The organism is Sorangium sp. So ce367, assembly GCF_051520455.1.
GTDB classification, from domain to species: Bacteria; Myxococcota_A; Polyangia; order Polyangiales; family Polyangiaceae; genus Sorangium; species Sorangium cellulosum_B.
On record NZ_CP150334.1, the window covers coordinates 2,468,202 to 2,488,275 of the forward strand.

The following is a 20,074-nucleotide window of genomic DNA, read 5'->3' on the forward strand; positions in this document are numbered from 1 at the left end:
CGTCAACCTTAGCGTAGCCAGCGAGCCTGGCCTCCTCCGGAGCGCCCGGGCGCTCTCCCACCGCTCGAAGCGTGGTCATGCGCGGCCTGTACGCCATCGTCGACACCGACTCGCTCGCGCGCCGCGGGCTCGATCCTGCGGCGTTCGCCGAGGCCGTCCTCGACGCGCGCCCCGCGGCCATCCAGCTGCGCGACAAGCGGGGCGGGGCGGCCCAGACGCTCTCGCTCCTCCGCGCGATCCAGCCCCTGGCCGCGCGCGCGGGGGTGCCGCTGTTCGCGAACGACAGGGCGGATCTCGCGATCCTCGCCCGCTGCGACGGCGTGCACGTCGGCCAGGACGACCTCCCGGTGGCCGCGGTTCGCAGGCTGGCGCAGCGCGCTTCCGTCCCGCTGCGCGTCGGGCTCTCGACCCACACGTCCGCGCAGATCGAGGCCGCGTTGCGGGCGTCGAGCGAGCTCCGCGATGCCGGTGATTCCGGCGAGTCCCTCGAGCGCCTCGACTACGTCGCCATCGGGCCGATCTTCGCGACCTCGAGCAAGGAGCGCCCCGACGCCGTGGTCGGCCTCGAGGGGCTCGCGTCGCTGTGCGCCCTGGTCGAGCGGGTGTGTCCCGGGCTCCCGGTCGTTGCGATCGGCGGCATCTCCCTGGAGAGGGCGGCCGAGGTCGGCGCGCGCTGCTCCGCGGCCGCGATCATCGCCGCGCTGCTGCCGGATCACGACACGCCCGCGCCGCGCGCCCTCGAGGAGGTGAGCGCGCGGGCGCGGGCGCTCCAGGAAGCGCTCGCGCTGGCGGGCGCGCGCGCGGCGCCGGTGGACAGGGGCGCGCGATGAGCCTCACGCTGCTCGCGGCGGCCGCCGCGGTGGCCGCGACCGTGGGCTACATGGCGTCGCGCCGCGAGCGGGAGGCGCCGGGAGGAAACGGCGGCGAGCGCGCGCGAGGCGCGCCGGCGGCGCCCCCGGGGGACGCGCCGTGGCACGAGCTGCCGCTCGCGCTCGGCGACGTGGTCCTCGCCGGGAGCGAGGAGCGCTGGCTCTCGGGCGCGATCGTCGCGCGCGAGCGGGGCGAGATCGTCGCCGCGGTGTTCCTCGCGCCCGAGGGCGGCGCGCATGTGGCGGTCGTGGCCTTCCCCGCGCCGCGGCGCGAGATCCTGTGGCTCACGCCCGCGGCGGCCGATTCGCCGGACGAGCCGCCGGCGACGCTCGAGATCGCGGGCGCGACCATGCGGCGGCGGGCGCGGCTGCCGGCGGCGCTCGAGCGGTGCGGGCAGGGCGCGCCCCCCGTGGGCGACGCAGGGATCATCGCCCTCTACGACGGCGCCGGGCGCGACGCGGCCGTGGTGCTCGCCAGCGAGGGGCGGATCCACGCGTGGGCCGGGCGGCGCATCGAGGACGGCGGATACGAGCGGCTGGGCGGAGGCGGCGAGGGCTGACGCCGGCCCGCGCGGCCACGTGGGCGCGCGGCGCCTGTCAGCCGACGACGCTGCGCAGCTCCGCGATCAGCGACGCCATCGCGAGGCTCGGCGAGGCGTTGCGCTCGAGCTGCGCCACGGCGCGGGAGACCGCCGCGTAACGACGGGCCGACAGGCCTGCGTGGCGCGGATCGGACGTGACAGCGGCGCGGGCCTCGCGGGCGAGCGCGGCGCTCAGCGCGCGGAGGTCGTCCTTGAGGGCGCCCTTGTCGCGGTCCACCGACTCGGCGAACGCGACGGCGGGCCCGAGGTCCCGGGCGGCCGCGGCATCGAGGACACCCTTTACAAAGGCGTCGCGCGAGGCGGTCTGCTCCTCGTCCGCGAGATCGAGCGCCGTGGACGCGCTGCCGGCGGCGAGCTCGACGGCGAGGTCGTGCCGCCCCTCGGGCACGCCGCGATCGCGGAGGATGCGGCGAATGAGGGCCTCGGAGAGCGGGGCGAAGCGCACGGGCAGGGTGCGCGAGCGGATCGTGTTGAGCAGGCGATCGCCGCGCGAGGTCAAGAGGATGAAGTGGGTGCCGGGCCGCGGCTCCTCGAGCGTCTTGAGGAACGCGTTCGCGGCGCCGACGCTGAGGTCCTCGGCGTCGCGGACGATGAACACCCGAGCGCGCCCCTCGTGGGGCGGGTAGGCGGCGCGGGCGAGCACGATGGCGCGGACCTGGTCGACCGAGATCTCGGTCAGCTCGTCGCGGCTCCGGCCGATGACGGCGGCGGGGTAGAAGTTCTTCGCGACGATCTGCACGTCGGGGTGGAGCGGCGCCGCGGGGCGCCCGTCGGAGCGCGCGGCCGCGCGCCGGCACGCGTCGCAGCGCCCGCAGCCGAGCGGGTCGCCCCCGGTGCAGACGAGCGCCTGGGAGAGGGCGACGGCCGCGAGCTCCTTGCCGACGCCCGGCGGGCCCTCGAAGCGGTAGGCGTGGTGCACGCGGCCCGCCTCGAGCGCGCGCACGAGCGTGCCGACCGCGGTGTCCTGGCCGAGGATGTGGGAGAACGGCACGGCCCGCTATCTAGCACGACCGGGGGTCGACCTGGTCCCGGTCCGCGCCGCGCGCGAGCCCGCCCGGCGGCGGCTTCCTTCCCGCGCGCCGTCCCGCGCGCCGTCCCGCGCGCCGTCCCGCGCGTGATGGCGTCCTCGTCCTCGTTATCGTCATTGCGCGCGGCGGTGATAGGTTGCCGCGCATGCGCGTCCTCGTGCTCGGCGGCACTCGATTCATGGGTCATTTCCTGGTCTATCGCCTGCTCGCGGCGGGCCACCAGGTCACGCTCCTGAACCGCGGCGCGACGCCCGACGCCTTCGGCGATCGCGTCGCGCGGGTCCGCTGCGATCGCGCGGCCGGCGATCTCGCGCAGGCGCTCGGAGGTCGCGAGTTCGACGCCGCGGTGGACTTCACCGCGTACACGGCCGCGGACGGCCGCGCGGCGGTCCAGGCGCTCGGGGGCGGGCGCATCGGCCACTACGTGATGATCAGCACCGGCTCGGTGTACCTGGTCCGGGAGGGGTGCCCGCGGCCGTCGCGCGAGCGCGACTACCACGGCCCGCTCCTCCCTGAGCCCGCGGGCGAAGAGGACCGCGAGGCGTGGTCTTACGGCGTGAACAAGCGCGGCTGCGAGGAGGAGATCGCCGCCGCCTGGCAGAGGGACCGCTTCCCCGCGACCGTCCTGCGCATCCCGATGGTGAACGGGGAGCGCGATCCCTACCGCCGCCTCGATCGGTACATCGTCCGCATGCTCGACGGCGGTCCGCTGCTCGTCCCGGACGGCGGCGGACACGCGGTGCGGCACGTCTACAGCGGTGACGTCGTCAGGGCGATCGTGAAGCTGCTCCTCGTGCCGTCGACCTTCGGCGAGGCGTACAACCTCTGCATGGACGAGACGCCGACGCTCACCGAGCTGCTCGAGCTCATCGCCTCGCTGCTCGGCGCGCCGGCGCGGCTCGCGCCGATCCCGTCGGCGGCGATCAGGGCCCGCGGCATCGATCCGGTCGCGATGTCGCCGTTCAGCGACCGCTGGATGTCGATGCTGGATCCGGCGAAGGCGAGGGCCGAGCTCGGCTTCCAGCACACGCCGCTCCGGCGCTGGCTGGAGACGGTGATCACGTCGCGGCTCGCGAACCCGCCTCCCGAGCCGCCGGACGGCTACGAGAAGCGCGCCGAGGAGATCGCGCTCGCGGCGGAGCTCGCCGGCGCGGCGGGGGGTGGAGGGCGCTGACGCTGCGCGGGCGCTTTCGCCCGCGAGGCGAGGGGGAGGAAGGCAGGCGGGCGTTGGACCGGCTCCTGCGTTCCTGCGAACATCGAACGGAGGGAGATCTCGCGATGCAGGATGTGCAACCCAAGCGGGTCCTGGCGGCCATCGACGCCTTCCTGAGCACGCCGCTCGACGCGGCGCTGTCGCGGCACCGTGAGACCGATCCGGCCGACCGCGCGCTCGCGCTGTTCCACGAGGTCGCCGCCGCTGTCCCTGCTTACCGCCGCTTCCTCGCGGAGCACGGCGTGGACCCGGCGGCGATCCGGACGTCCGCGGATTTCGCGGCGCTGCCGGTGATCACGAAGCAGAACTACGTGCTCCGGCACCCCATCGCGGATCTCTGCCGGGGCGGGCGCGTCGAGCCGTGCGACATGATCGCGGTCTCCTCGGGCTCGACCGGAAAGCCGACGTTCTGGCCGCGCTCCGTCACGGACGAGCTGCCGGTCGCCCGGCGCTTCGAGCAGGTGTTCCACGACGGCTTCCGGGCCGACACGCGCCGCACGCTCGCGGTCGTGTGCTTCGCGCTCGGCTCGTGGGTCGGCGGGATGTACACCGCCGCGTGCTGCCGCCACCTCGCGGCGAAGGGATATCCGATCACGGTCGTCACGCCGGGCAACAACAAGGAAGAGATCTTCCGCGTCGTGCAGGATCTGGGGCCGGCGTTCGAGCAGGTCGTCCTGCTCGGCTATCCGCCGTTCCTGAAGGACGTCATCGACACAGGGCGGGCCCGGGGCGTCGACTGGGCGCCTTTCCGGATCAAGCTCGTGATGGCCGGGGAGGTGTTCAGCGAGGAGTGGCGGACCCTGGTCGGCGAGCGCGTCGGGTCGACGTCGCCCTGCTACGACTCTGCTTCCCTGTACGGGACGGCGGACGCCGGCGTGCTGGGCAACGAGACGCCGCTCAGCATCGCGATCCGCCGGTTCCTCGCGGGGAGGCCGGACGCCGCGCGCGCCGTGTTCGGGCAGGACCGGCTCCCCACGCTGGTGCAGTACGACCCTGCGGAGCGGTTCTTCGAGCAGCGCGACGGGATGCTCCTCTTCTCGGGCGACAACGGCGTCCCGCTCGTCCGTTATGCGATCCTCGACAGCGGGGGCGTTTATTCGCACGCGGACATGATGGCGGCCCTGACTGGCTTCGGCTTCGACCCGCGGCGGGAGATCGACGGGGAGCGCGGGGCCCGGGAGCTCCCGTTCGTCTACGTGTTCGGGCGCTCGGATTTCACGGTGTCGTACTTCGGGGCGAACATCTATCCGGAGAACGTGGTCGTGGGCATCGAGCAGCCCGGCGTGAAGGAGTGGGTGACCGGGAAGTTCGTGCTGGAGGTCCGCGAGGGCGCGGACAGGGATGTGGTCCTCTCGGTGGTGGTCGAGCTCGCGCCGGGGGAGGCGGAGAGCGACGCGCGGCGCGAGGCGGCGGCGCGGTCGATCGAGGAGCACCTCGTCCGGCTGAACAGCGAGTTCAGGAGCTACGTGCCGGCCGGGAAGCGGGCGCCGCGGGTGACGCTGAGGGCGGCGGGGGATCCGGAGTATTTCCCGCTCGGGGTGAAGCACCGGTATACGCGCAAGCCGGGGTGAGGGCATAAGCCGTACAGGCACCTCGCGTCGTTCTCTGTAGAATTCCTGTACTGTGCCTGGATCACCTCGGCCGACGGCCGGGCCGGGCGGTGTTCATGTTTCGTTGCAAGGCCATAGGGCCGAGCGTGGATGTCGGCAGCCCTCACGCGTTCCTGTCCACGTGGACGACATGGGGCGAATCCCGGTGACGCCTATGGGAGAGAAGGAGGCCGATGTCAGGGATCGATCTCGACCTCGACCTCGAGCGGGGACAGGGCGACGGAAACCGCGTCCAGGAGCGCCCAGCAGAACGCCGCGACGTCGGGAAATCGCTCCGATGCTTCGAACTCGATTGCTCGCTCCAGCACCTTCCTCACCGCATCGCTGCACGGAAGCTGCTCCAGCACCCGCCCCGGATAGCGCATCATGATCGGTGGCAGCTCCGCTCCGTGCAGACAGAACACCGCCGTCATGCCGAGCCCGTACACGTCCGCGCGCGCGTCCGCGTCCTGCGGGCGGTGCATGAGCTCCGGCGCCGCATAGAGGAACGTCCCCAGCGCGCCGCTCCTCGTGCCGCCCGTCGTGTCGCGCGCCCAGACCAGATCGAAGTCCGTGAGCCGTGGCGTGCCTTCCGCGTCCAAGAGGATGTTCGCGGGCTTCACATCCCGGTGCACGAGGCCTTGCCTGTGCGCGAATGAGAGCGCCTCTCCTGCACGCAGGATCATGAGGATCACCCACTCGATTGGTAGCCGGTTCCCGATGACCGCGCTGTGCACGTCCTCGCCGTGGACAAGCTCCATCACGAAGTAGTGCCAGCCGCTATCCTCGCATTTGGGTTCAAGGATGCGAACCACGCCGGGGTGAACGAGCGCCGCCATCGCGCGCGCTCCTCGGAAGAACCGTTCCCGCCGCCCCTCATCGCCCGCCAGGTTCGGGTGGAGCACCTTGATGGCCACTGCCTGGTCTCCCCGTGTCGCGTCGAGCGCTCGCCACACGGTCGCGAACCCCCCTCGACCGATCCGCTCGAGCAGCAGATAGCGGCCTTCGCCGAGCTCCTCGCCCACGTGCAGCTGGCCGCCTTCCCGGCGTTTGCGCCGGAGGTCGAGGATCTCCCCGTCCACTTCCGCGGTGCTCGCACCGACGGCCTGCAGCTTCACCCTGCGCTGCTGCGCCGCCGCAAGCTTCTTGTCGATCGCGCGGATCGCCTCCTCGGCCTCGCGCAGGGTCGCGGCGAACGTGCTGGGCAGCTCTGGCTTTTTGACCGGTGCCTCCGGCTGCGCGCTCGCAGCGGCTTCTTCCACCGTCGCGCGGATGCCTCGGACGACGTCCCTCCACGCTTCATCCGGGTTGGCCCAGCTCGTCACCGCCACGCCGTCCCGCGGCAGCGCTTGGAGCTCCGAAAGGGCGGTGCCCTCCCGGTCGCACGCGCGCACCAGGATGGGCACCACGCGCGCCGCCCCGCTGCGATGCCGCTCCAGCGCTCGCCCGAGCTCCCGCTCGTAGCAGCTGTCCGAGGCGAGGAACGCCTCGCTCACCAGCAGCAGCACCACCTCGGCGGAAGAGAGCTCCGCCGCGATCGACTCGTCGCGCATCGCGCCTGGGCCGATCCGGCCGCGGTGCCAGGTGCTCACCAGGCCCTGCCGCTTGAGGGAGGCGAGGTGCGCCTCGAGCGCTTCGAGGTGCGACCGATCCGCGGGGGCGTAGGAGATGAAGACGTGGACCGCCATGCGCAGAGGAGCGTCGCTGCGGCGAGCACGCTGCGTCCCGGCCGCCCGCTCCCCGTCGACCAGGCTACCAGACGTGGCGCGGGCCCTCGACCATCCGTTGGATCCGCGTCGTCCGGGCCGTGGGAGCGGCCGGCGCGGGTCCCCGGGGCGCGGGCCGTCGACCCGTGAGGTCGAGATGCCACGACGCCGGCGCGGGGCTGCGCTCGCCGCGCTCGCTCAGCCTCTTCGCCTGGTCGTTGCCCGGCCCCTCCGGCCAGCGTCGCCGCGCGCCACGTCGGCCGTCGCCTCGGTGGTGCCAGCGGCCTTCGTCCGTGGGACGCGCTCGTCGTCGTCGCCGCCCGGCGCGCGCAGCCCGACGTCGCCGCCGTCGCATCGCATCACGTCGAACGAGGCGTGCCTGCGCGGCTCGAGCGAGGCGTGCCTGTGCGGCAGGAACGGGAGCGCGTCGTGCCTCGTGATCTCGATCCTGTGCGCTTCGTCGAGCGTCACGGTGAACGTGCGGTCCACGTCGCACGTCGTCTCGCTGTCAGCGAGCTGGCCGCGCACATGGAAACTGGCGATTGTGGCGCCGTCGTCCATGCGGGCAACGATGGTCCTCGACTCGTTGAAGGCGCGGATGGTCATTCCGGACAAGGCCGTCACGACGGGGGGCTCGGTCCACTCGCCGTCATGGTTCAGCTCAATGAGGAGGGGAGCCGAGGGATCATCCTCGGGATTCCTGTTGAACCACCCCGTCGCCCACAGCCCTTGCCAGGAGCTGCGGGCGACGTTGTCGCACTCGAGCGGTGGAGACGGGGGGTTGGTCGAGCCGTCCTCCTCACACGCGGTGAGCCCCGCCGTTGCGACCACGAGCAGCAGCGTCTTCGCTCTCTCCCGATTACCCATCTCCCTGTCCTTCCTGCCTTCGGCGCGCCGCTCCCCCGCCATGCCCGCGGTCGCAGCGTGGCCGCCAGTCCTACCATGACCATCCTAGGCGGCGGCGCGCAGACCCGGCGACCCACCCGCACGAAGGCGACGACGTCGCGACCCCCTCCGTGCACCTCGGGCGCGGCCGGCAGCGCTCTCGCGCCGCGGAGGCGTCCTCTCGCGCTTGCTGGTAGAAGCGTCGCCAGCACCCATGCTCAACACCTCCCCCCCGCTCATCGTCCTCGGCTGCGGCTTCACCGGCGCGGTGGTCGCCGGCCTGCGGAGGGCGTCCGGCGGCCGCGTCGTCGCGACGACGCGCTCGCCGGAGCGCGCCGCGGAGCTCGCGCAGGCGGGCATCGAGGTGAGCGTCCTCCCGGCGCTCACCGCCGAGGCCGTCGACCGGCTCGTGACGGACGGCGCGGACGTGCTCGTCGCCTTCCCGCCCGACGGCGTGACCGACGCCGCGATCGCGCCTTCGCTCGGCCGCGCGCGCGCGATCGCCTACGTCTCGTCGACCGCCGTGTACGGCGACGCGACGGGGCGCATCGACGAGGCGACGCCCACGTCGGCCGACGGCCCCCGCGCGGCGGCGCGCCTCGCGGCCGAGGACGTGTACCGCGCGCGGGGCGCCGTGGTGCTGCGCGCCGCGGGCATCTACGGCCCGGGCCGCGGCCTGCACCAGCGGCTCTTGCGCGGCGACTTCCGCATGACCGGCGAGGGCGATCGGCAGGGCAGGAACGTCGTCTCGCGCATCCACGTCGAGGACCTCGCGCGCCTCGCGCTCGCGGCGCTGGAGCGCGCCGGTCGCGCCGCCCCCGGCGAGGCCTTCCTGGTCGCGGACGACGCGCCCGTGCCGCAGATCGAGGTCGTCCGCTGGCTCTGCGCGCGGCTCGGCCTCGCGCTGCCGGCCGGGGCGCCGCGGGAGGATCTGCACGAGACGCTCCGCCACGATCGCGCCGTGGACAACGCGAAGATCAAGCGCGCCCTCGGGATGGCGCTGCTCTACCCGAGCTACATCGAGGGGTTCGAGGCGTGCCTGGCCGTCGAGGCCGAGGCGCAGGCCCCCGCCGCGAGGGAGCGCGCCCCACGGCACCGCGGGTGAGCCGCGCTGGCATCGCGGGTGAACCGCCGCGCGGCCGCGCCGTTCGCCGCCTGCGCTGCTACGCCTCGTCGTCCGCGCTGCCTTGCGGCGGCTCCTGCGGATCCGTCGCGTCGAGCCGGTCGAGCTCGCGGAAGAGCGCGTCCAGATCGAGCGTCAGCCCCTCGCAGCCCGGAACCTCCCGGAGCACCCCTCCGGGCGCGGTGAGGCGGCGCTGGTAGAGCCCGCCGCGCGCGAGCTCGTGGATCTCCAGCGTGCGGAGCTGCGGATCGAGCAGCCAGTACCAGCGCACCCCGAACGCGGCGTACTCCTCGAGCTTCTCGACGCGATCGCGCCGGCTGTCCCGCGGTGAGGGGGAGACGATCTCGACCATGATGTCCGGCGGGATGCCGACGGCGCCACGGGCCGGGGGCCTCCGCGAGGTCGGGAGGAACGCAGACACGTCGGATTTGCGCCCGCGCCGCGGCTTGAGCGCGTACTTCACCTCGGAGCCGAAGACGAAGCCGCCGCGCGGGATGAGCCAGGCCCGCAGGGTGTGGATGAGCCAGGCGACGGCCAGCTCGTGGACGCAATCGGGCATCTCTTCCTCGACCAGGCGGCCATCGATGAGCTCACCGGCTTCGTCTTCCGGCAGCGCTGCCCACTCCGCGACGGACAAGAGGCGGGCTGCCTGGGGCTCAGGATACGGGCGCTGGCTCACGCCTGGAAAAGTACCATCACCGCGCGCCTCGTGCCGGGTCATGAGCGGGGTCGCGGGGTCACGCGGCGCGGCGACGCACGATGTCCAGCGAGTAGTCCATGCCTGCCGTGAAAATCAGGCATCGACGGACGGGATGGCCACGACTAGGGTCGAGGCTCTTGGAGGATCGTTGGATGAAGCTTGGGTATTGGATGGTGCTTGCACTTGCGGCTGCCTCGGTGGGCGCAGGTTGCGGTGATGACGAAGGCGCGAGCAGCGGCGTCGGGCCAGGCGGCTCGGGCGGGGCTGGCGCTGGAGGCGCTGGAGGCGGAGGCGCTGGAGGCGGAGGCGCTGGAGGCGGAGGCGCCGGCGGAGAGGGTGGCACGAGCGACGGCGGGAGCGGCGGGCAGCCCCCGACGCCGCGGTGCGAGCCGTCCGACCCCGCGCTGGCCGACCGCGACGCGGACGAGCTGTACGCGGCGGAGGAGGTCCCGCGCTTCGACTTCTACCTTCCGGAAGAGCGCTGGGCGGAGCTCAAGGAGAACGCGCGCGACGAGCAGTATGTCGAGGCCGAGGCCTGCTACAAGGGCAAGAGCCTGGGCGTGGTCGGCCTGCGGTTCAAGGGCGGTTACGGCACCCTCGCCATGTGCTTCGACGGGGAGGGGAACCTCACCTGTCCGAAGCTCAGCATGAAGGTGAAGTTCGACGAGTACGTCGACGGACAGCGCTTTTACGCGCAGAAGCGCCTGAACTTCCACTCCATGATCTGGGACCCCACCCGGCTCCACGAGCGGATCGCCTATGGCCTGTTCCGGGAGATGGGCGTCGCCGCCCCGCGGAGCGCGTGGGCGACGCTGCGCGTGAACGGCGAGTCCCAAGGGCTCTTCTCGATGGTCGAGGACGTGGACGGTCGCTTCCTGGAACACCACTTCTCCGAGGCTCCGGACGGCGATCTCTACAAGGAAGCGTGGCCGGTCGCGGACGACGCCGGCTACTACGCGGAGCGGATCGAGACGAACGAAGACGTGGCCACGCACGAGCGATTCATCGCGTTCTCGACCGCCCTCGCGTCCGCCGAGGGCGAGCAGAGGCTCGCCGCGCTGTCGGAGTGGACGGACATCGAGCAGCTGCAGCGGTACATGGCCGTCGACGAGACGATCGTGAACTGGGACGGCGTCACGACCTACTACGCCAACGAGGCGGGCGCCGCGTTCAACCACAACTTCTACTTCTACGACGAGCCGTCCTCGGGCAAGTTCCACCTCATCCCGTGGGATCTCGATCAGACCCTCGGCCCCAGCACCTACTTCGGCCACGTGCCGCGATGGACGGACACGCCGGCGGACTGCAGCGCCGTGGTCCCGGTGTTCATGGGCTCCGAGCACGTGCGCCCGCCGGGCTGCGATGCGCTGTTCGCCGCCTTGAACCAGGACGCAGCGGGCTACAAGGCCGCGCTGCAGGCGCTCCACGAGGGCCCGTTCAGCGAGGGGCGGCTCGAGGAGCAGGTCGACAAGTACGCGGCGCTGATCCGCACCGCCGTCGAGGAGGACCCGCTCGGGCCCGGGCTCGCCGGGTGGGAGCCCGCGGTCGAGCGCCTCAGGAACGAGCTGCCGATCCTGCGAGAGCGCCTGGGCCGCTTCGCCGGCGGCACGCCCCTCGCGCCGTTCTCGTTCACCGCGACGGGGATCAACGACTTCGAGGCCGCGGACACGCTCGGGCTGTACGTCGGGACGGTGCTGTCCACCAACAACGCGTCGAGCGCCGTGCAGGGCCTCTCGCAGGAAGATCCGCTGAACGGCGCGCAGAGCATGCTCCTCCGCTTCGACTTCCGCGACGAGGCGTCTCCCTGGGGGCAGTACGTGTACTTCGGGGTGCCTCTCGCCGAGGGCACGATCGACGCGACGGCGCTCGAGGGGGTCCGCTTCTGGGCGCGGGCGGAGGCGGCGCGCGGGATGCGCTTCGACGTCGAGAGCCCGGCGCAGAGCGAAGGGCTCACGGGCGTTCGCCACGGATGGGACGTGCGGCTCACCGCGGAGCCGACGCTGATCGAGCTCAGGTTCGCCGACATGGCGCTCCCGGGCTGGGCCATCGATCAGGGGCGCGACCCGGGCGACGACGTGAACGACGTGCTCCGGTCGATCGTCGGCCTCTCCTTCAGCGCGGAGATGAACGGCGTCCGCGCGAACGGCTTCCTCGGCAAGGACAAGGCCGACTCGGGCACCATCGAGATCGATGATGTCGAGTTCTTCGGGCCGACGTCCGGATCACCCTGAACGACGGATACGGAGGCCCGGGGCCGAGCGCTCCGGGTCTCCGCCCCTCCTGCGGCGGAGCCCGAGGCTCACGGCGAGGAGCAACGCGGCGACGCCGCCGGCGGACGGCGCGTCGCCGCCGAGGCTGCAGCTGCAGCCCGCCGACTCCCCGCTCCCGCTCGCGTCCCCGCCCGCGCCGGTGGAGGGAGCCCCACCCGAGCCTGAAGCGGCGTCCCCGCCCGCGCCCGAGCCGGCGTCGCCCGCGCCGACCGAGGCGGCCACGTCGAGCGTCGGACCCGCCGCCGTCGTGCTGGCAGGAGCCGGCGGCTCCTCGGCGCACATGCCGGTCACGCACCGCTCGCCCGCGGGGCACACGACGCCGTCGCAGAGGTCGACGCACGCCCCGCCACGGCACGTGGTGCCCGCGCCGCACGCGACGTCGGCGCACGCGGCCTCGACGCACCGCCCGGTGTCCGCGGCGCAGCGGTCGTCCGAGGGACAGCCCCGGCAGCCGCACTGGACCACGCAGACGCCGCTCTCGCACACCTCGCCCGCGCCGCACGTCACGCCGTCGCACGGATCCAGGCAGCGGTCGCCGCGACAGGTCTGGCCGTGCGGGCACACAACGCCGTCGCACGGGGCGCGGCACACGCCGTCATGGCACACCTCGCCGACATCGCAGTTCGCGTCGACGCACGCCTGCTCGACGCACAGGCCCTCCAGGCACACGAGCCCCGGCTCGCACGGGAACTCGGCCGAGCCGCAGCGGTTCACGCAGCGGCCGCGGCTGCACACCTGGTCCTCCGGACAGGGCGCCTCCTCGTCGACGATGTCGTCGCAGTCGTTGTCGATGCCGTCGCACTGCTCGGCCTGGCTGCCAGGCTCGACGATCGGCGTGCAGATCGCCTGTCCCTGCGCGTCGCAGTCGGAGATGCCCGCGCGGCACGCGCCCATGTTCTCCTCGATCTCGCACGGCTGGCCGGCCGCGGAGCACGTGATGCCGGAGAAGCGGAACAGGAAGTCCTCGTAATCGAGATCATTGCCGTTGACGCCCGCGCTGCCGGCGGCGTTCCGGAAATCGAGATCCTCGAACCCCAGGTAGAACGTGTTGGCGAGCTGGTTCGACCTGTAGATGAGATCGGAGTACCAGGGCCCCGGGGTCTCGCACACCGTACACTCCACGTTGAACCGGTGCTCGGTGTAATGGTACTGCGTGGCGTTGCCGTTGCCGGTGCCGTTCGGGTTGGGGATCAGCACGAAGCCGATGAGGCCGCCCGCGTAGGCGGGGTTCTCCCGGATCGAGACGGCCGTCAGCTCGCGCTGCGCGGCGGGCGGTAGGGAGCCAGAGAACGGAAAGAGGATCTGGATATCGCTCTCCGGCGCCGGCGTGCTGAGGTTGGCTCCGGTGTCGACGGGGACGTACCGCGGCGGGTCACCGCTGTCGCGGCCATCGTCGACGTTGTACCAGCCGACCGCGAAGTTGGCGCCGCCCCCCTTCTCGATGTACTTGCCGCTGAACTCGCAGAGCGGCGAGAACACCTGGGGCTCCACCGCGGCGTCGGCCACGACGTCGATCATCTCGTCGAGCATGTCGTTCTTCGTCGAGCCGTTCAGCAGATCGCTCAATCGGCTCGTGACCACGGGGACGACTGTGCCGTTCGGCTGCACCACATCCGCGCGCGCCGTCCCGCCCGTGCCGAGCGCCACGACGAGGGCGACACGCCACGCGAGAGAAGACGGTTTGTTGGGGGTCGACCAGCGCATAGGGCTTCTCCTTCCGACAGGACACGTGAGTCGGGATCGTAAATTGGACTCGAGTTTCGCTCTCCTGTCCAGGTGCGGCGCGCCCGCTCGAACCCGAGAACGACGGATGTGGAGGACCAGCCCACGTGAGAGCACTTCGTGCCTGTGCGCACGAGGGCGGGTGAACCCCTTTTTCCAGTGCGCCGGATGACGGGTGATGTGATGACGAGGGGGCGCACGGCGCCGGCTCTGCGCCGCCGTCAGCGTTCTTCCGCGTTCCGTGAGCCAGTGTCCGTTCGAGCCAGCGGGCCCAGCCGTCTCACGATGCGCCGACGGCGGCGGCGCTCACGCCGCGCCGTCGGTGCGCGCCGCGCCCGCCGTCCGGGCCGAGGCGCTCAGCCTTCCTGCTCTGCCGGCTCTTCCCGCCTGCGCGCGAGCGCCGCGAGCTCGCGGACGAGCTCCGGCACCCCCTCGCCCGTCGCGGCGCTGATGAGGTGGAGCTTCACCTTCGCCTTCGCGAACCGCGCCTTGAGCTTCGGGTAGGCCTCGCGCACCTCGGTCAGATCGGCCTTCGTCAGGACGACGATCTCCGGGCGCTCCGCGATCTCCGGGCTGAACTTCTTGAGCTCCTTGCGGAGCGCCCGGTAGTCGGCGAGCGGCTCGCGGCCCTCGCCCGCGTCGAGCGTCACGAGGTGGAGGAGCGCCCGCGTCCGCTCCACGTGCTTCAGGAACTGGATGCCGAGCCCGACCCCCTCGCTCGCGCCCGGGACCAGCCCGGGGATGTCCGCGATGACGAAGCTCGACCCGCCCGCCCGGACGCCGCCCCCGATCTCGACCATGCCCAGGATCGGGGTGAGCGTCGTGAACGGGTAGTCGCCGATCTTGGGCCGGGCCGCCGAGACGGCCGCGACGAAGGTGCTCTTGCCGGCGTTGGGGAAGCCGAGCAGGCCGATGTCGGCGAGCACCTTCAGCTCGAGGCGGAGCTCGCGGGCCTCGCCCGGCTCGCCCGGCTCGGCGCGCCGCGGGGCCCTGTCGTGCGGCGACTTGAAGTGCAGGTTGCCGCGGCCCCCCTTGCCGCCGCGGGCGACGATGACCCGCTGGCCTTGCTCGGTCACGTCGGCGATCAGCTCGCCGCTCTCCGCGTCGAAGATCTGCGTCCCCACGGGGAGCTTCTCGACCCGGTCGGCGCCGGCGCGCCCGTGGCAGTCGCTCCCCATCCCGTGCTCGCCCCGGTCGGCCTCGATCGTGCGCGCGTAGGTGAAGTCGAGTAGCGTGGACAGGCCTCCGTCGCCCACGAAGACGACGTCCCCGCCGCGGCCGCCGTCTCCACCCGCGGGGCCCCCGAACGGGATGTACTTCTCACGACGGAATGCGATCGCTCCATTGCCGCCATCCCCGGCGATCACCTTCAGACGGCACCGATCGACGAACCGCATGACGGCGGCTCATAGCATACAATTTAGGAAAGACCCCAAAGCGGAAGGGCGCCCCGCGCATCGGGCCGCCCGCCGGACCGCTCGCCCAGGAGACCCCAGGTGCCCGCTCGAATCCTGATCGTGGACGACAACACGAGCCTCGCCGGAAACCTCCGCGAGGTCCTCGAGGGCGCGCGCGAGCTCGACGTGGAGGTCGCCCTCGCGCCCAACGGCAAGCAGGGGCTCGCGGCCGCCCGGCGCGACGGGTTCGACGTCGCGGTCGTCGACGTCAAGCTGCCGGACGCGAGCGGCCTCGAGCTCATCGCCCCGCTCCGCGCCGCCGCCCCCCACGGCGAGATCGTCCTCGTGACCGGCTTCGCGACCGTCGACGCCGCCATGGCCGCGCTCCGCGCCGGCGCCTTCGCCTTCATCCTCAAGTCGTTCCGCCCCGAGGAGCTCATCTCCACCGTGGCCCAGGCGATCGAGAAGATCTCGCTGAAGCGGGAGCGGGAAGAGCTCGAGCGCCGGTACCGGGCGATCATCGACGCGGCGGACGTGCTCATCCTCGGCCTGAACGCCGGCGGCAGCGTCGCGCTCTTCAACCCGCGCCTGTCCGCGCTGACCGGCGTGTCCTGCGACGCCGCGCTCGGCATGGCGTTCTGCGAGGCGCTCGTCGACGAGCCCGATCAGCGCCGGTTCAACCAGTCGTTCCTGAGCGTTGTCGAGGGCGACGCCGCCGCCGAGGTCGAGGTCGGCGTCCGGGACGCGGTGGGCGCCGTCCGCCGCGTGCGCTGGCACCTCTCCGGCGTCCGCGGCGGCGGGCGCGGCGGCAGGACCGACCTCGTCTACGGCATCGGCATCGACGTGACCGAGCGGCGCGCCCTGGAGCGGCGGGCCGCCGACGCCGAGGCCCTGAACGCCATGGCCCCGCTCGCCCTCGGGCTCGCCCACGAGATCAGGAACCCGCTGAACGCCGCGGTCCTGGAGCTCCACCTGCTCAGCCGCGGCATCGACCGCCTCTCCGACGAGGCGATCCGCGAGCCCATGAAGCGGCGCGTCGGCATCGTCGAGGCGGAGATCGCCCGCCTGGGCCGGCTCCTCGGCGAGTTCCTCGAGCTCGCCCGGCCGCGCGCCCCCCACCGGGAGCCCGTCGATCTGGCCCGCGTCGTGCGCGACGTGCTCGACCTCGAGGAGGAGGCGTTCGCGAGCCACCACGTCGAGGTCGTCCGCGATCTGGCGGACGACTGCTTCGCGCTGGGCGACGTCGAGAAGCTCAAGCAGGTGGTCTTGAACCTCGTCGTCAACGCGCTCGACGTGATGCCCGACGGCGGGGTCTTGCGGGCGTGCGCGTCGGGGGACGCGCACGAGGTGTGGCTGTCGATCGGGGACACGGGGCCAGGGATCGCGCCGACGATCCTCGCCGAGATCTTCGATCCGTTCTTCACCACGAAGGCGGCGGGCACGGGGCTCGGGCTCGCGATCGTCCGGAAGATCGTCGACCAGCACGCGGGCCGCGTGGACGTCGACGCGCACGCCGCCGACGGCACGACGGTCCGGGTGAGGCTCCCCCGCTTCGTCCCCGAGCCCGTCGAGCGCCCGATCGGCTCGTCACCCCCCCGCGGCGCTGGCAGCTGATGGGGCCGCCGCGGCGGCCCCACGTCGCTCAGCCGACGATGCGCATCGGGGGCTTCAGGGGAAGGGGAGGCTTGGAGCCGGGGGCGGAGGGGATCGCGGAGGGGGCGGGCTTGGGCACCTCGCCCTCGAGGGCGGCGAGCGCGACGAACAGCCGGTCCATGCCGTAGTCGAGGGCCACCTCGCGCTGGAAGACGTGGGCGACCTTGATGAGGCGCAACGACGTCTGCTTGCCGAGGTCGATCTCGCGCTCGAGGAACGCCTCGAACGAGCCGTAGCCCTTCGCCTGATACAGCTCCTGCTGCTGGATCTCGGCGAGCACCACCCCGATATCGAAGAACCCCTTGTCGAGCCGCTTGCGGAGCGTGCGGATCTTCTGGGTCTGGTTGTGGAGCTCGGCGATCTTCGCCTTGATCTCCTCGGCGCCGCTCGGCACGCGGATGGTCGCCCGGGCGCTGCCAGGGGGCGCCGGCTCCGCGGCCCGGGCCCGCGCCTCGGCGGCGTGCTTCGCGGCGTGCCGCGCAGCCCAGGGCGCAGCGCCACGGAGGCCGAGCTTACGCTTCGACGCGCTCGACGCCGATTTCGAATCTTCCTTGATTACCGGATTCACGGGCTTGGCAAGCTGAGCTTCTGCGCCCCCCTTGCTGCTCGAAGAGGCCTTCTTCTTCATACCCGTCGCCTTCTCGGAGCTGCCCTGCTTTGTGATCTTCGGCATGTCGCTGCGTCCCCCGCTGGGTACGAGATCGTCGCGGCCCTTCGCCTCAAGCGCGCGCCGCCCGCGCGGCGGTAAAGACCCGCACGGCTGTCAAGCCCAATTGGCTCACCAGGTCGTCGCCTTACCAAAAAATCGACCACCCCGTCCACTAAGTTTCGGGGAGGCTTTTCGCTTTCCCGAAGGGCAGCATGACCCAAGATCGGTCCGGGAGCCAAAACCAGCGAGCATCGCACGCTATCGGGCCTCGCGGAAAGCCGGTCGTCGGGCGGGCCGCTGGGTCGCGCCGGCCACATCGGTCCACGATCGCCGGCCCCGGCGGGCTCGGCGCTGCGGTCCGGCGAAGGCCACGCCCGCCGCGCCTGTTGCGCGCCGGCCGCCGGCCGGGCGGTTGGTCATCCAGCAGCCATCCAGCGCATCCCGCGCGATCCCGCGTCATCCCGCGCTCCAAGCGAAGGGGTGGGTCGTGGTAGATCGCGGTGTATGACCTCTCCGCCCGCCGGTCGCGGCCCCGCCGATGACGTCCCCAAGGCCGCGGTCGCTGATGCGCCGCGTCGTGCGAGCGAGATACCGCGAGGCGCGGCGAGCAGCCGGATTGCCGTGGTGGTGAACGGCAACGCCAAGAGCGTGACGGCGGAGGTGATCGAGACGCTCGATCAGATCCTTGACACGGGGGATCTGTTCGTCTCGCGGCGGGTGGAGGAGAGCGAGGGCATCGCGCGGATCCTGGTCGACCGGGGTTACGGCACGATCCTCACGGGCGGCGGCGACGGGACGTTCACGGTGGTGGTGACGGCCGTGGTGAACGAGGCGAAGCGGCGCGGGCTGCCGCTGCCGCGGTTCGGGCTGCTCCGCCTGGGGACGGGCAACTCGCTGGCGTGGGTGCTCGGCGCGTCCGGCGGCGCGGGCGCGAAGCCCGGGCTCGCGGTCGATCTCCAGCGGCTCCGCGCCGAGGCCGGGAGCCGGAACCTGCGGCTGGTGGAGGCCGAGGACATCCTGTCGCCGTTCTGCGGCTTCGGGATCGATGCGGTGATGCTCCGCGACTACAACGCGGTGAAGTCGGCGCTCGCGCGGGGCCCGCTGAAGCGGCTCGCGCCGGGGCCGGTGGCGTACGCCGTCGCCGCGACGACGCGGACGATCCCGAGCTACCTCGTGCGGCGAACACCGCACTGCCGCATCATCAACGAGGGCAACGACGCGATCCGCGTCGGCGAGAAGGGGGCGATGCTGGGGGCGCCCATCAAGAAGGGCGGCGTCATCTACGAGGGGCCGGCGAAGATCGCGGCGCTGTCGACGATCCCCTATTACGGCTTCGGCTTCCGGATGTTCCCCTATGCGGACGATCGCCAGGACCGGATGCAGCTGCGCGTGTCGGTCGTCTCGCCGTTCACGTTCGTGCGCAACTTCTCGAGCATCTGGAGCGGCGAGTACGACGACCTGGAGACGGTGTTCGATTACTTCGTGGACGAGGTCACGATCGAGATGGACCCGGTGACGAGCTTCCAGATCGGCGGCGACGTCCGCGGTGAGCGATCGCGGGTGCGCGTACGCCTGACCGAGCCGATCCGGATCGTCGATTTCTACGCGCCGCCGCGCGGATAAGGCTCACCCGTCCGGCAGGGCGTGAGACGACACGGATTGGACCAGAGTGGCACGACTCGCGTCGTGCTCCTGGCGCAGGGTGGCACTTCAGGGCGCTTCAGGGGCTCCTGGTGCCATGATCCCCGGGGATTTCGCGGGATGAGCGGGCGGCGAGGGGCTGGCGCAACGCTTGCTCCGGGTCTGTGCCATGAACATCAAGCTGACCATTCTTTGCTCCGGTTCGATGGGAATTGCCTCGCTTGCGCTCCTCCTCGGCGTGGCGTCGATCGGCGCTGGATGCGCCGCGCAGGTGACGGAAGGGGAAAGCGGTGAGGGCACCGACGAGGGCGCGCTCGAAGGCGAGGAGCTCGAAGGTGAGGAGCTCGAAGGGGAGGAGGCCGAGGCGGCGTGTGAGATCGGCGAGTCCCGGAGCTGCACCGCCAACGGGACGGAGGGCTTCGAGCAGTGCGAGAACATCGACGGGGTGGCGACCTGGACCGGGTGCCAGGCGGGCGGCGGCGCCGCCAGCACGCCGCTCGTGCTCTCGTTCGAGCAACGGCCGGTCGAGTACGTGACCGCGATGAGCGGCGCCTTCGATCTGAGCGGGCTCGGGGCGACGATCGCCACCGACTGGCCGACCGCGGCGACGCCGTGGCTCGCGCTCGATCGGGACGGCAACGGGGCGATCGACGGCGGCGAGGAGCTGTTCGGCTCGGCGACGGTGCTCTCGAGCGGCGCCCGCGCGGACAACGGGTTCACCGCGCTCCGCGAGCTCGACACCGACGGAGACGGCCGGATCACGGCGCGGGACGAGGCGTGGTCGCGGCTCGTGCTCTGGAGCGACCGCGACGCGAACCGCGCGTCGAGCGCCGGCGAGCTCGAGCCGATCGCGTCGCGCGGGCTCGTCGCGATCGAGCTCTCGTACGGGCGCGAGCGGCGCTGTGACGCGCGCGGCAACTGCGAGATCGAGCGGGCCTCGTTCACGTTCTCGGAGGGCGCCTCGACGCGGACGGGCGCGGTCGTCGACGTGCACCTGCGCTGGCAGTGACGCCGCCGCGGGGCGGCG

General features: G+C 72.3%; 16 protein-coding genes. 9 read left to right on the forward strand and 7 right to left on the reverse strand.

Features of this window, described 5'->3' with window-relative positions:
• Positions 1-77 precede the first annotated feature (77 nt).
• The gene (locus tag WME97_RS09505) at positions 78-830 is read left to right on the forward strand and encodes a thiamine phosphate synthase (protein WP_437551319.1); all 753 of its coding nucleotides are present in this window, start codon (positions 78-80) and stop codon (positions 828-830) included.
• The gene (locus WME97_RS09510; protein WP_437551321.1) at positions 827-1,429 is read left to right on the forward strand and encodes a hypothetical protein; all 603 of its coding nucleotides are present in this window, start codon (positions 827-829) and stop codon (positions 1,427-1,429) included. The genes WME97_RS09505 and WME97_RS09510 overlap by 4 nt, the downstream gene beginning before the upstream one ends.
• 37 nt (positions 1,430-1,466) lie before the next feature.
• On the opposite strand, the gene WME97_RS09515 is transcribed toward WME97_RS09510, so the two are convergent.
• Positions 1,467-2,462, reverse strand: coding sequence for an ATP-binding protein (locus tag WME97_RS09515; protein WP_437551323.1), 996 nt, complete (start codon positions 2,460-2,462; stop codon positions 1,467-1,469).
• 182 nt (positions 2,463-2,644) lie between these two features.
• On the opposite strand from WME97_RS09515, the gene WME97_RS09520 reads away from it, so the two are divergent.
• Entirely contained in the window at positions 2,645-3,673 is a 1,029-nt protein-coding gene (locus WME97_RS09520; protein WP_437551325.1) for an NAD-dependent epimerase/dehydratase family protein, read from the forward strand.
• 104 nt (positions 3,674-3,777) lie between these two features.
• Entirely contained in the window at positions 3,778-5,283 is a 1,506-nt protein-coding gene (locus WME97_RS09525) for a phenylacetate--CoA ligase family protein (protein ID WP_437551326.1), read from the forward strand.
• A 215-nt stretch (positions 5,284-5,498) separates the two neighbouring features.
• Here WME97_RS09525 and WME97_RS09530 read toward each other — a convergent pair whose 3' ends face one another.
• Entirely contained in the window at positions 5,499-6,989 is a 1,491-nt protein-coding gene (locus WME97_RS09530; protein WP_437551328.1) for a protein kinase domain-containing protein, read from the reverse strand.
• A gap of 216 nt (positions 6,990-7,205) precedes the next feature.
• Positions 7,206-7,874, reverse strand: coding sequence for a hypothetical protein (locus WME97_RS09535; protein ID WP_437551330.1), 669 nt, complete (start codon positions 7,872-7,874; stop codon positions 7,206-7,208).
• 232 nt (positions 7,875-8,106) lie between these two features.
• Between WME97_RS09535 and WME97_RS09540 the strand changes: the two genes are divergently transcribed.
• On the forward strand, positions 8,107-8,997 hold the full coding sequence (locus WME97_RS09540; protein WP_437551332.1) for an NAD-dependent epimerase/dehydratase family protein: 891 nt from the start codon (positions 8,107-8,109) through the stop codon (positions 8,995-8,997).
• Between the two features lie 58 nt (positions 8,998-9,055).
• Here the strand turns inward: WME97_RS09540 and WME97_RS09545 are convergent, their stop codons facing one another.
• Entirely contained in the window at positions 9,056-9,694 is a 639-nt protein-coding gene (locus WME97_RS09545; protein ID WP_437551334.1) for a Uma2 family endonuclease, read from the reverse strand.
• Positions 9,695-9,867: 173 nt separating this feature from the next.
• On the opposite strand from WME97_RS09545, the gene WME97_RS09550 reads away from it, so the two are divergent.
• A complete protein-coding gene (locus WME97_RS09550) occupies positions 9,868-11,946 on the forward strand; it encodes a CotH kinase family protein (RefSeq protein WP_437551335.1) in 2,079 nt (692 codons plus the stop codon).
• On the opposite strand, the gene WME97_RS09555 is transcribed toward WME97_RS09550, so the two are convergent.
• Positions 11,938-13,689: a hypothetical protein gene (locus WME97_RS09555; protein ID WP_437551337.1), complete on the reverse strand. Its 1,752-nt coding sequence runs from the start codon at positions 13,687-13,689 to the stop codon at positions 11,938-11,940. The genes WME97_RS09550 and WME97_RS09555 overlap by 9 nt on opposite strands.
• 374 nt (positions 13,690-14,063) lie before the next feature.
• On the reverse strand, positions 14,064-15,104 hold the full coding sequence (gene obgE / locus WME97_RS09560; RefSeq protein ID WP_437551339.1) for a GTPase ObgE: 1,041 nt from the start codon (positions 15,102-15,104) through the stop codon (positions 14,064-14,066).
• A 99-nt stretch (positions 15,105-15,203) separates the two neighbouring features.
• Between obgE and WME97_RS09565 the strand changes: the two genes are divergently transcribed.
• Positions 15,204-16,718 carry an ATP-binding protein gene (locus tag WME97_RS09565; protein ID WP_437551341.1) on the forward strand — a complete coding sequence of 505 codons (1,515 nt, stop codon included), beginning with the start codon at positions 15,204-15,206 and terminating at the stop codon, positions 16,716-16,718.
• A gap of 28 nt (positions 16,719-16,746) precedes the next feature.
• Here the strand turns inward: WME97_RS09565 and WME97_RS09570 are convergent, their stop codons facing one another.
• The gene (locus WME97_RS09570; protein WP_012234436.1) at positions 16,747-17,430 is read right to left on the reverse strand and encodes a hypothetical protein; all 684 of its coding nucleotides are present in this window, start codon (positions 17,428-17,430) and stop codon (positions 16,747-16,749) included.
• Between the two features lie 480 nt (positions 17,431-17,910).
• On the opposite strand from WME97_RS09570, the gene WME97_RS09575 reads away from it, so the two are divergent.
• Both WME97_RS09575 and WME97_RS09580 read left to right on the forward strand, forming a co-directional pair.
• Positions 17,911-19,029: a diacylglycerol/lipid kinase family protein gene (locus tag WME97_RS09575; RefSeq protein WP_437551343.1), complete on the forward strand. Its 1,119-nt coding sequence runs from the start codon at positions 17,911-17,913 to the stop codon at positions 19,027-19,029.
• Positions 19,030-19,216: 187 nt separating this feature from the next.
• Positions 19,217-20,056: a calcium-binding protein gene (locus tag WME97_RS09580; RefSeq protein WP_437551344.1), complete on the forward strand. Its 840-nt coding sequence runs from the start codon at positions 19,217-19,219 to the stop codon at positions 20,054-20,056.
• Positions 20,057-20,074: the final 18 nt, after the last annotated feature.

Excerpts from the sequence above, each read along its gene's own strand:
- WME97_RS09540 (WP_437551332.1), top strand. The coding sequence starts at position 8,107 with ATGCTCAACACCTCCCCCCCGCTCATCGTCCTCGGCTGCGGCTTCACC.
- WME97_RS09580 (WP_437551344.1), top strand. The coding sequence starts at position 19,217 with ATGAACATCAAGCTGACCATTCTTTGCTCCGGTTCGATGGGAATTGCC.
- WME97_RS09525 (WP_437551326.1), top strand. The coding sequence starts at position 3,778 with ATGCAGGATGTGCAACCCAAGCGGGTCCTGGCGGCCATCGACGCCTTC.
- WME97_RS09555 (WP_437551337.1), bottom strand. The coding sequence starts at position 13,689 with ATGCGCTGGTCGACCCCCAACAAACCGTCTTCTCTCGCGTGGCGTGTC.
- WME97_RS09550 (WP_437551335.1), top strand. The coding sequence starts at position 9,868 with ATGAAGCTTGGGTATTGGATGGTGCTTGCACTTGCGGCTGCCTCGGTG.
- WME97_RS09575 (WP_437551343.1), top strand. The coding sequence starts at position 17,911 with ATGACCTCTCCGCCCGCCGGTCGCGGCCCCGCCGATGACGTCCCCAAG.
- obgE (WP_437551339.1), bottom strand. The coding sequence starts at position 15,104 with ATGCGGTTCGTCGATCGGTGCCGTCTGAAGGTGATCGCCGGGGATGGC.
- WME97_RS09535 (WP_437551330.1), bottom strand. The coding sequence starts at position 7,874 with ATGGGTAATCGGGAGAGAGCGAAGACGCTGCTGCTCGTGGTCGCAACG.
- WME97_RS09510 (WP_437551321.1), top strand. The coding sequence starts at position 827 with ATGAGCCTCACGCTGCTCGCGGCGGCCGCCGCGGTGGCCGCGACCGTG.
- WME97_RS09530 (WP_437551328.1), bottom strand. The coding sequence starts at position 6,989 with ATGGCGGTCCACGTCTTCATCTCCTACGCCCCCGCGGATCGGTCGCAC.
- WME97_RS09505 (WP_437551319.1), top strand. The coding sequence starts at position 78 with ATGCGCGGCCTGTACGCCATCGTCGACACCGACTCGCTCGCGCGCCGC.
- WME97_RS09570 (WP_012234436.1), bottom strand. The coding sequence starts at position 17,430 with ATGCCGAAGATCACAAAGCAGGGCAGCTCCGAGAAGGCGACGGGTATG.
- WME97_RS09520 (WP_437551325.1), top strand. The coding sequence starts at position 2,645 with ATGCGCGTCCTCGTGCTCGGCGGCACTCGATTCATGGGTCATTTCCTG.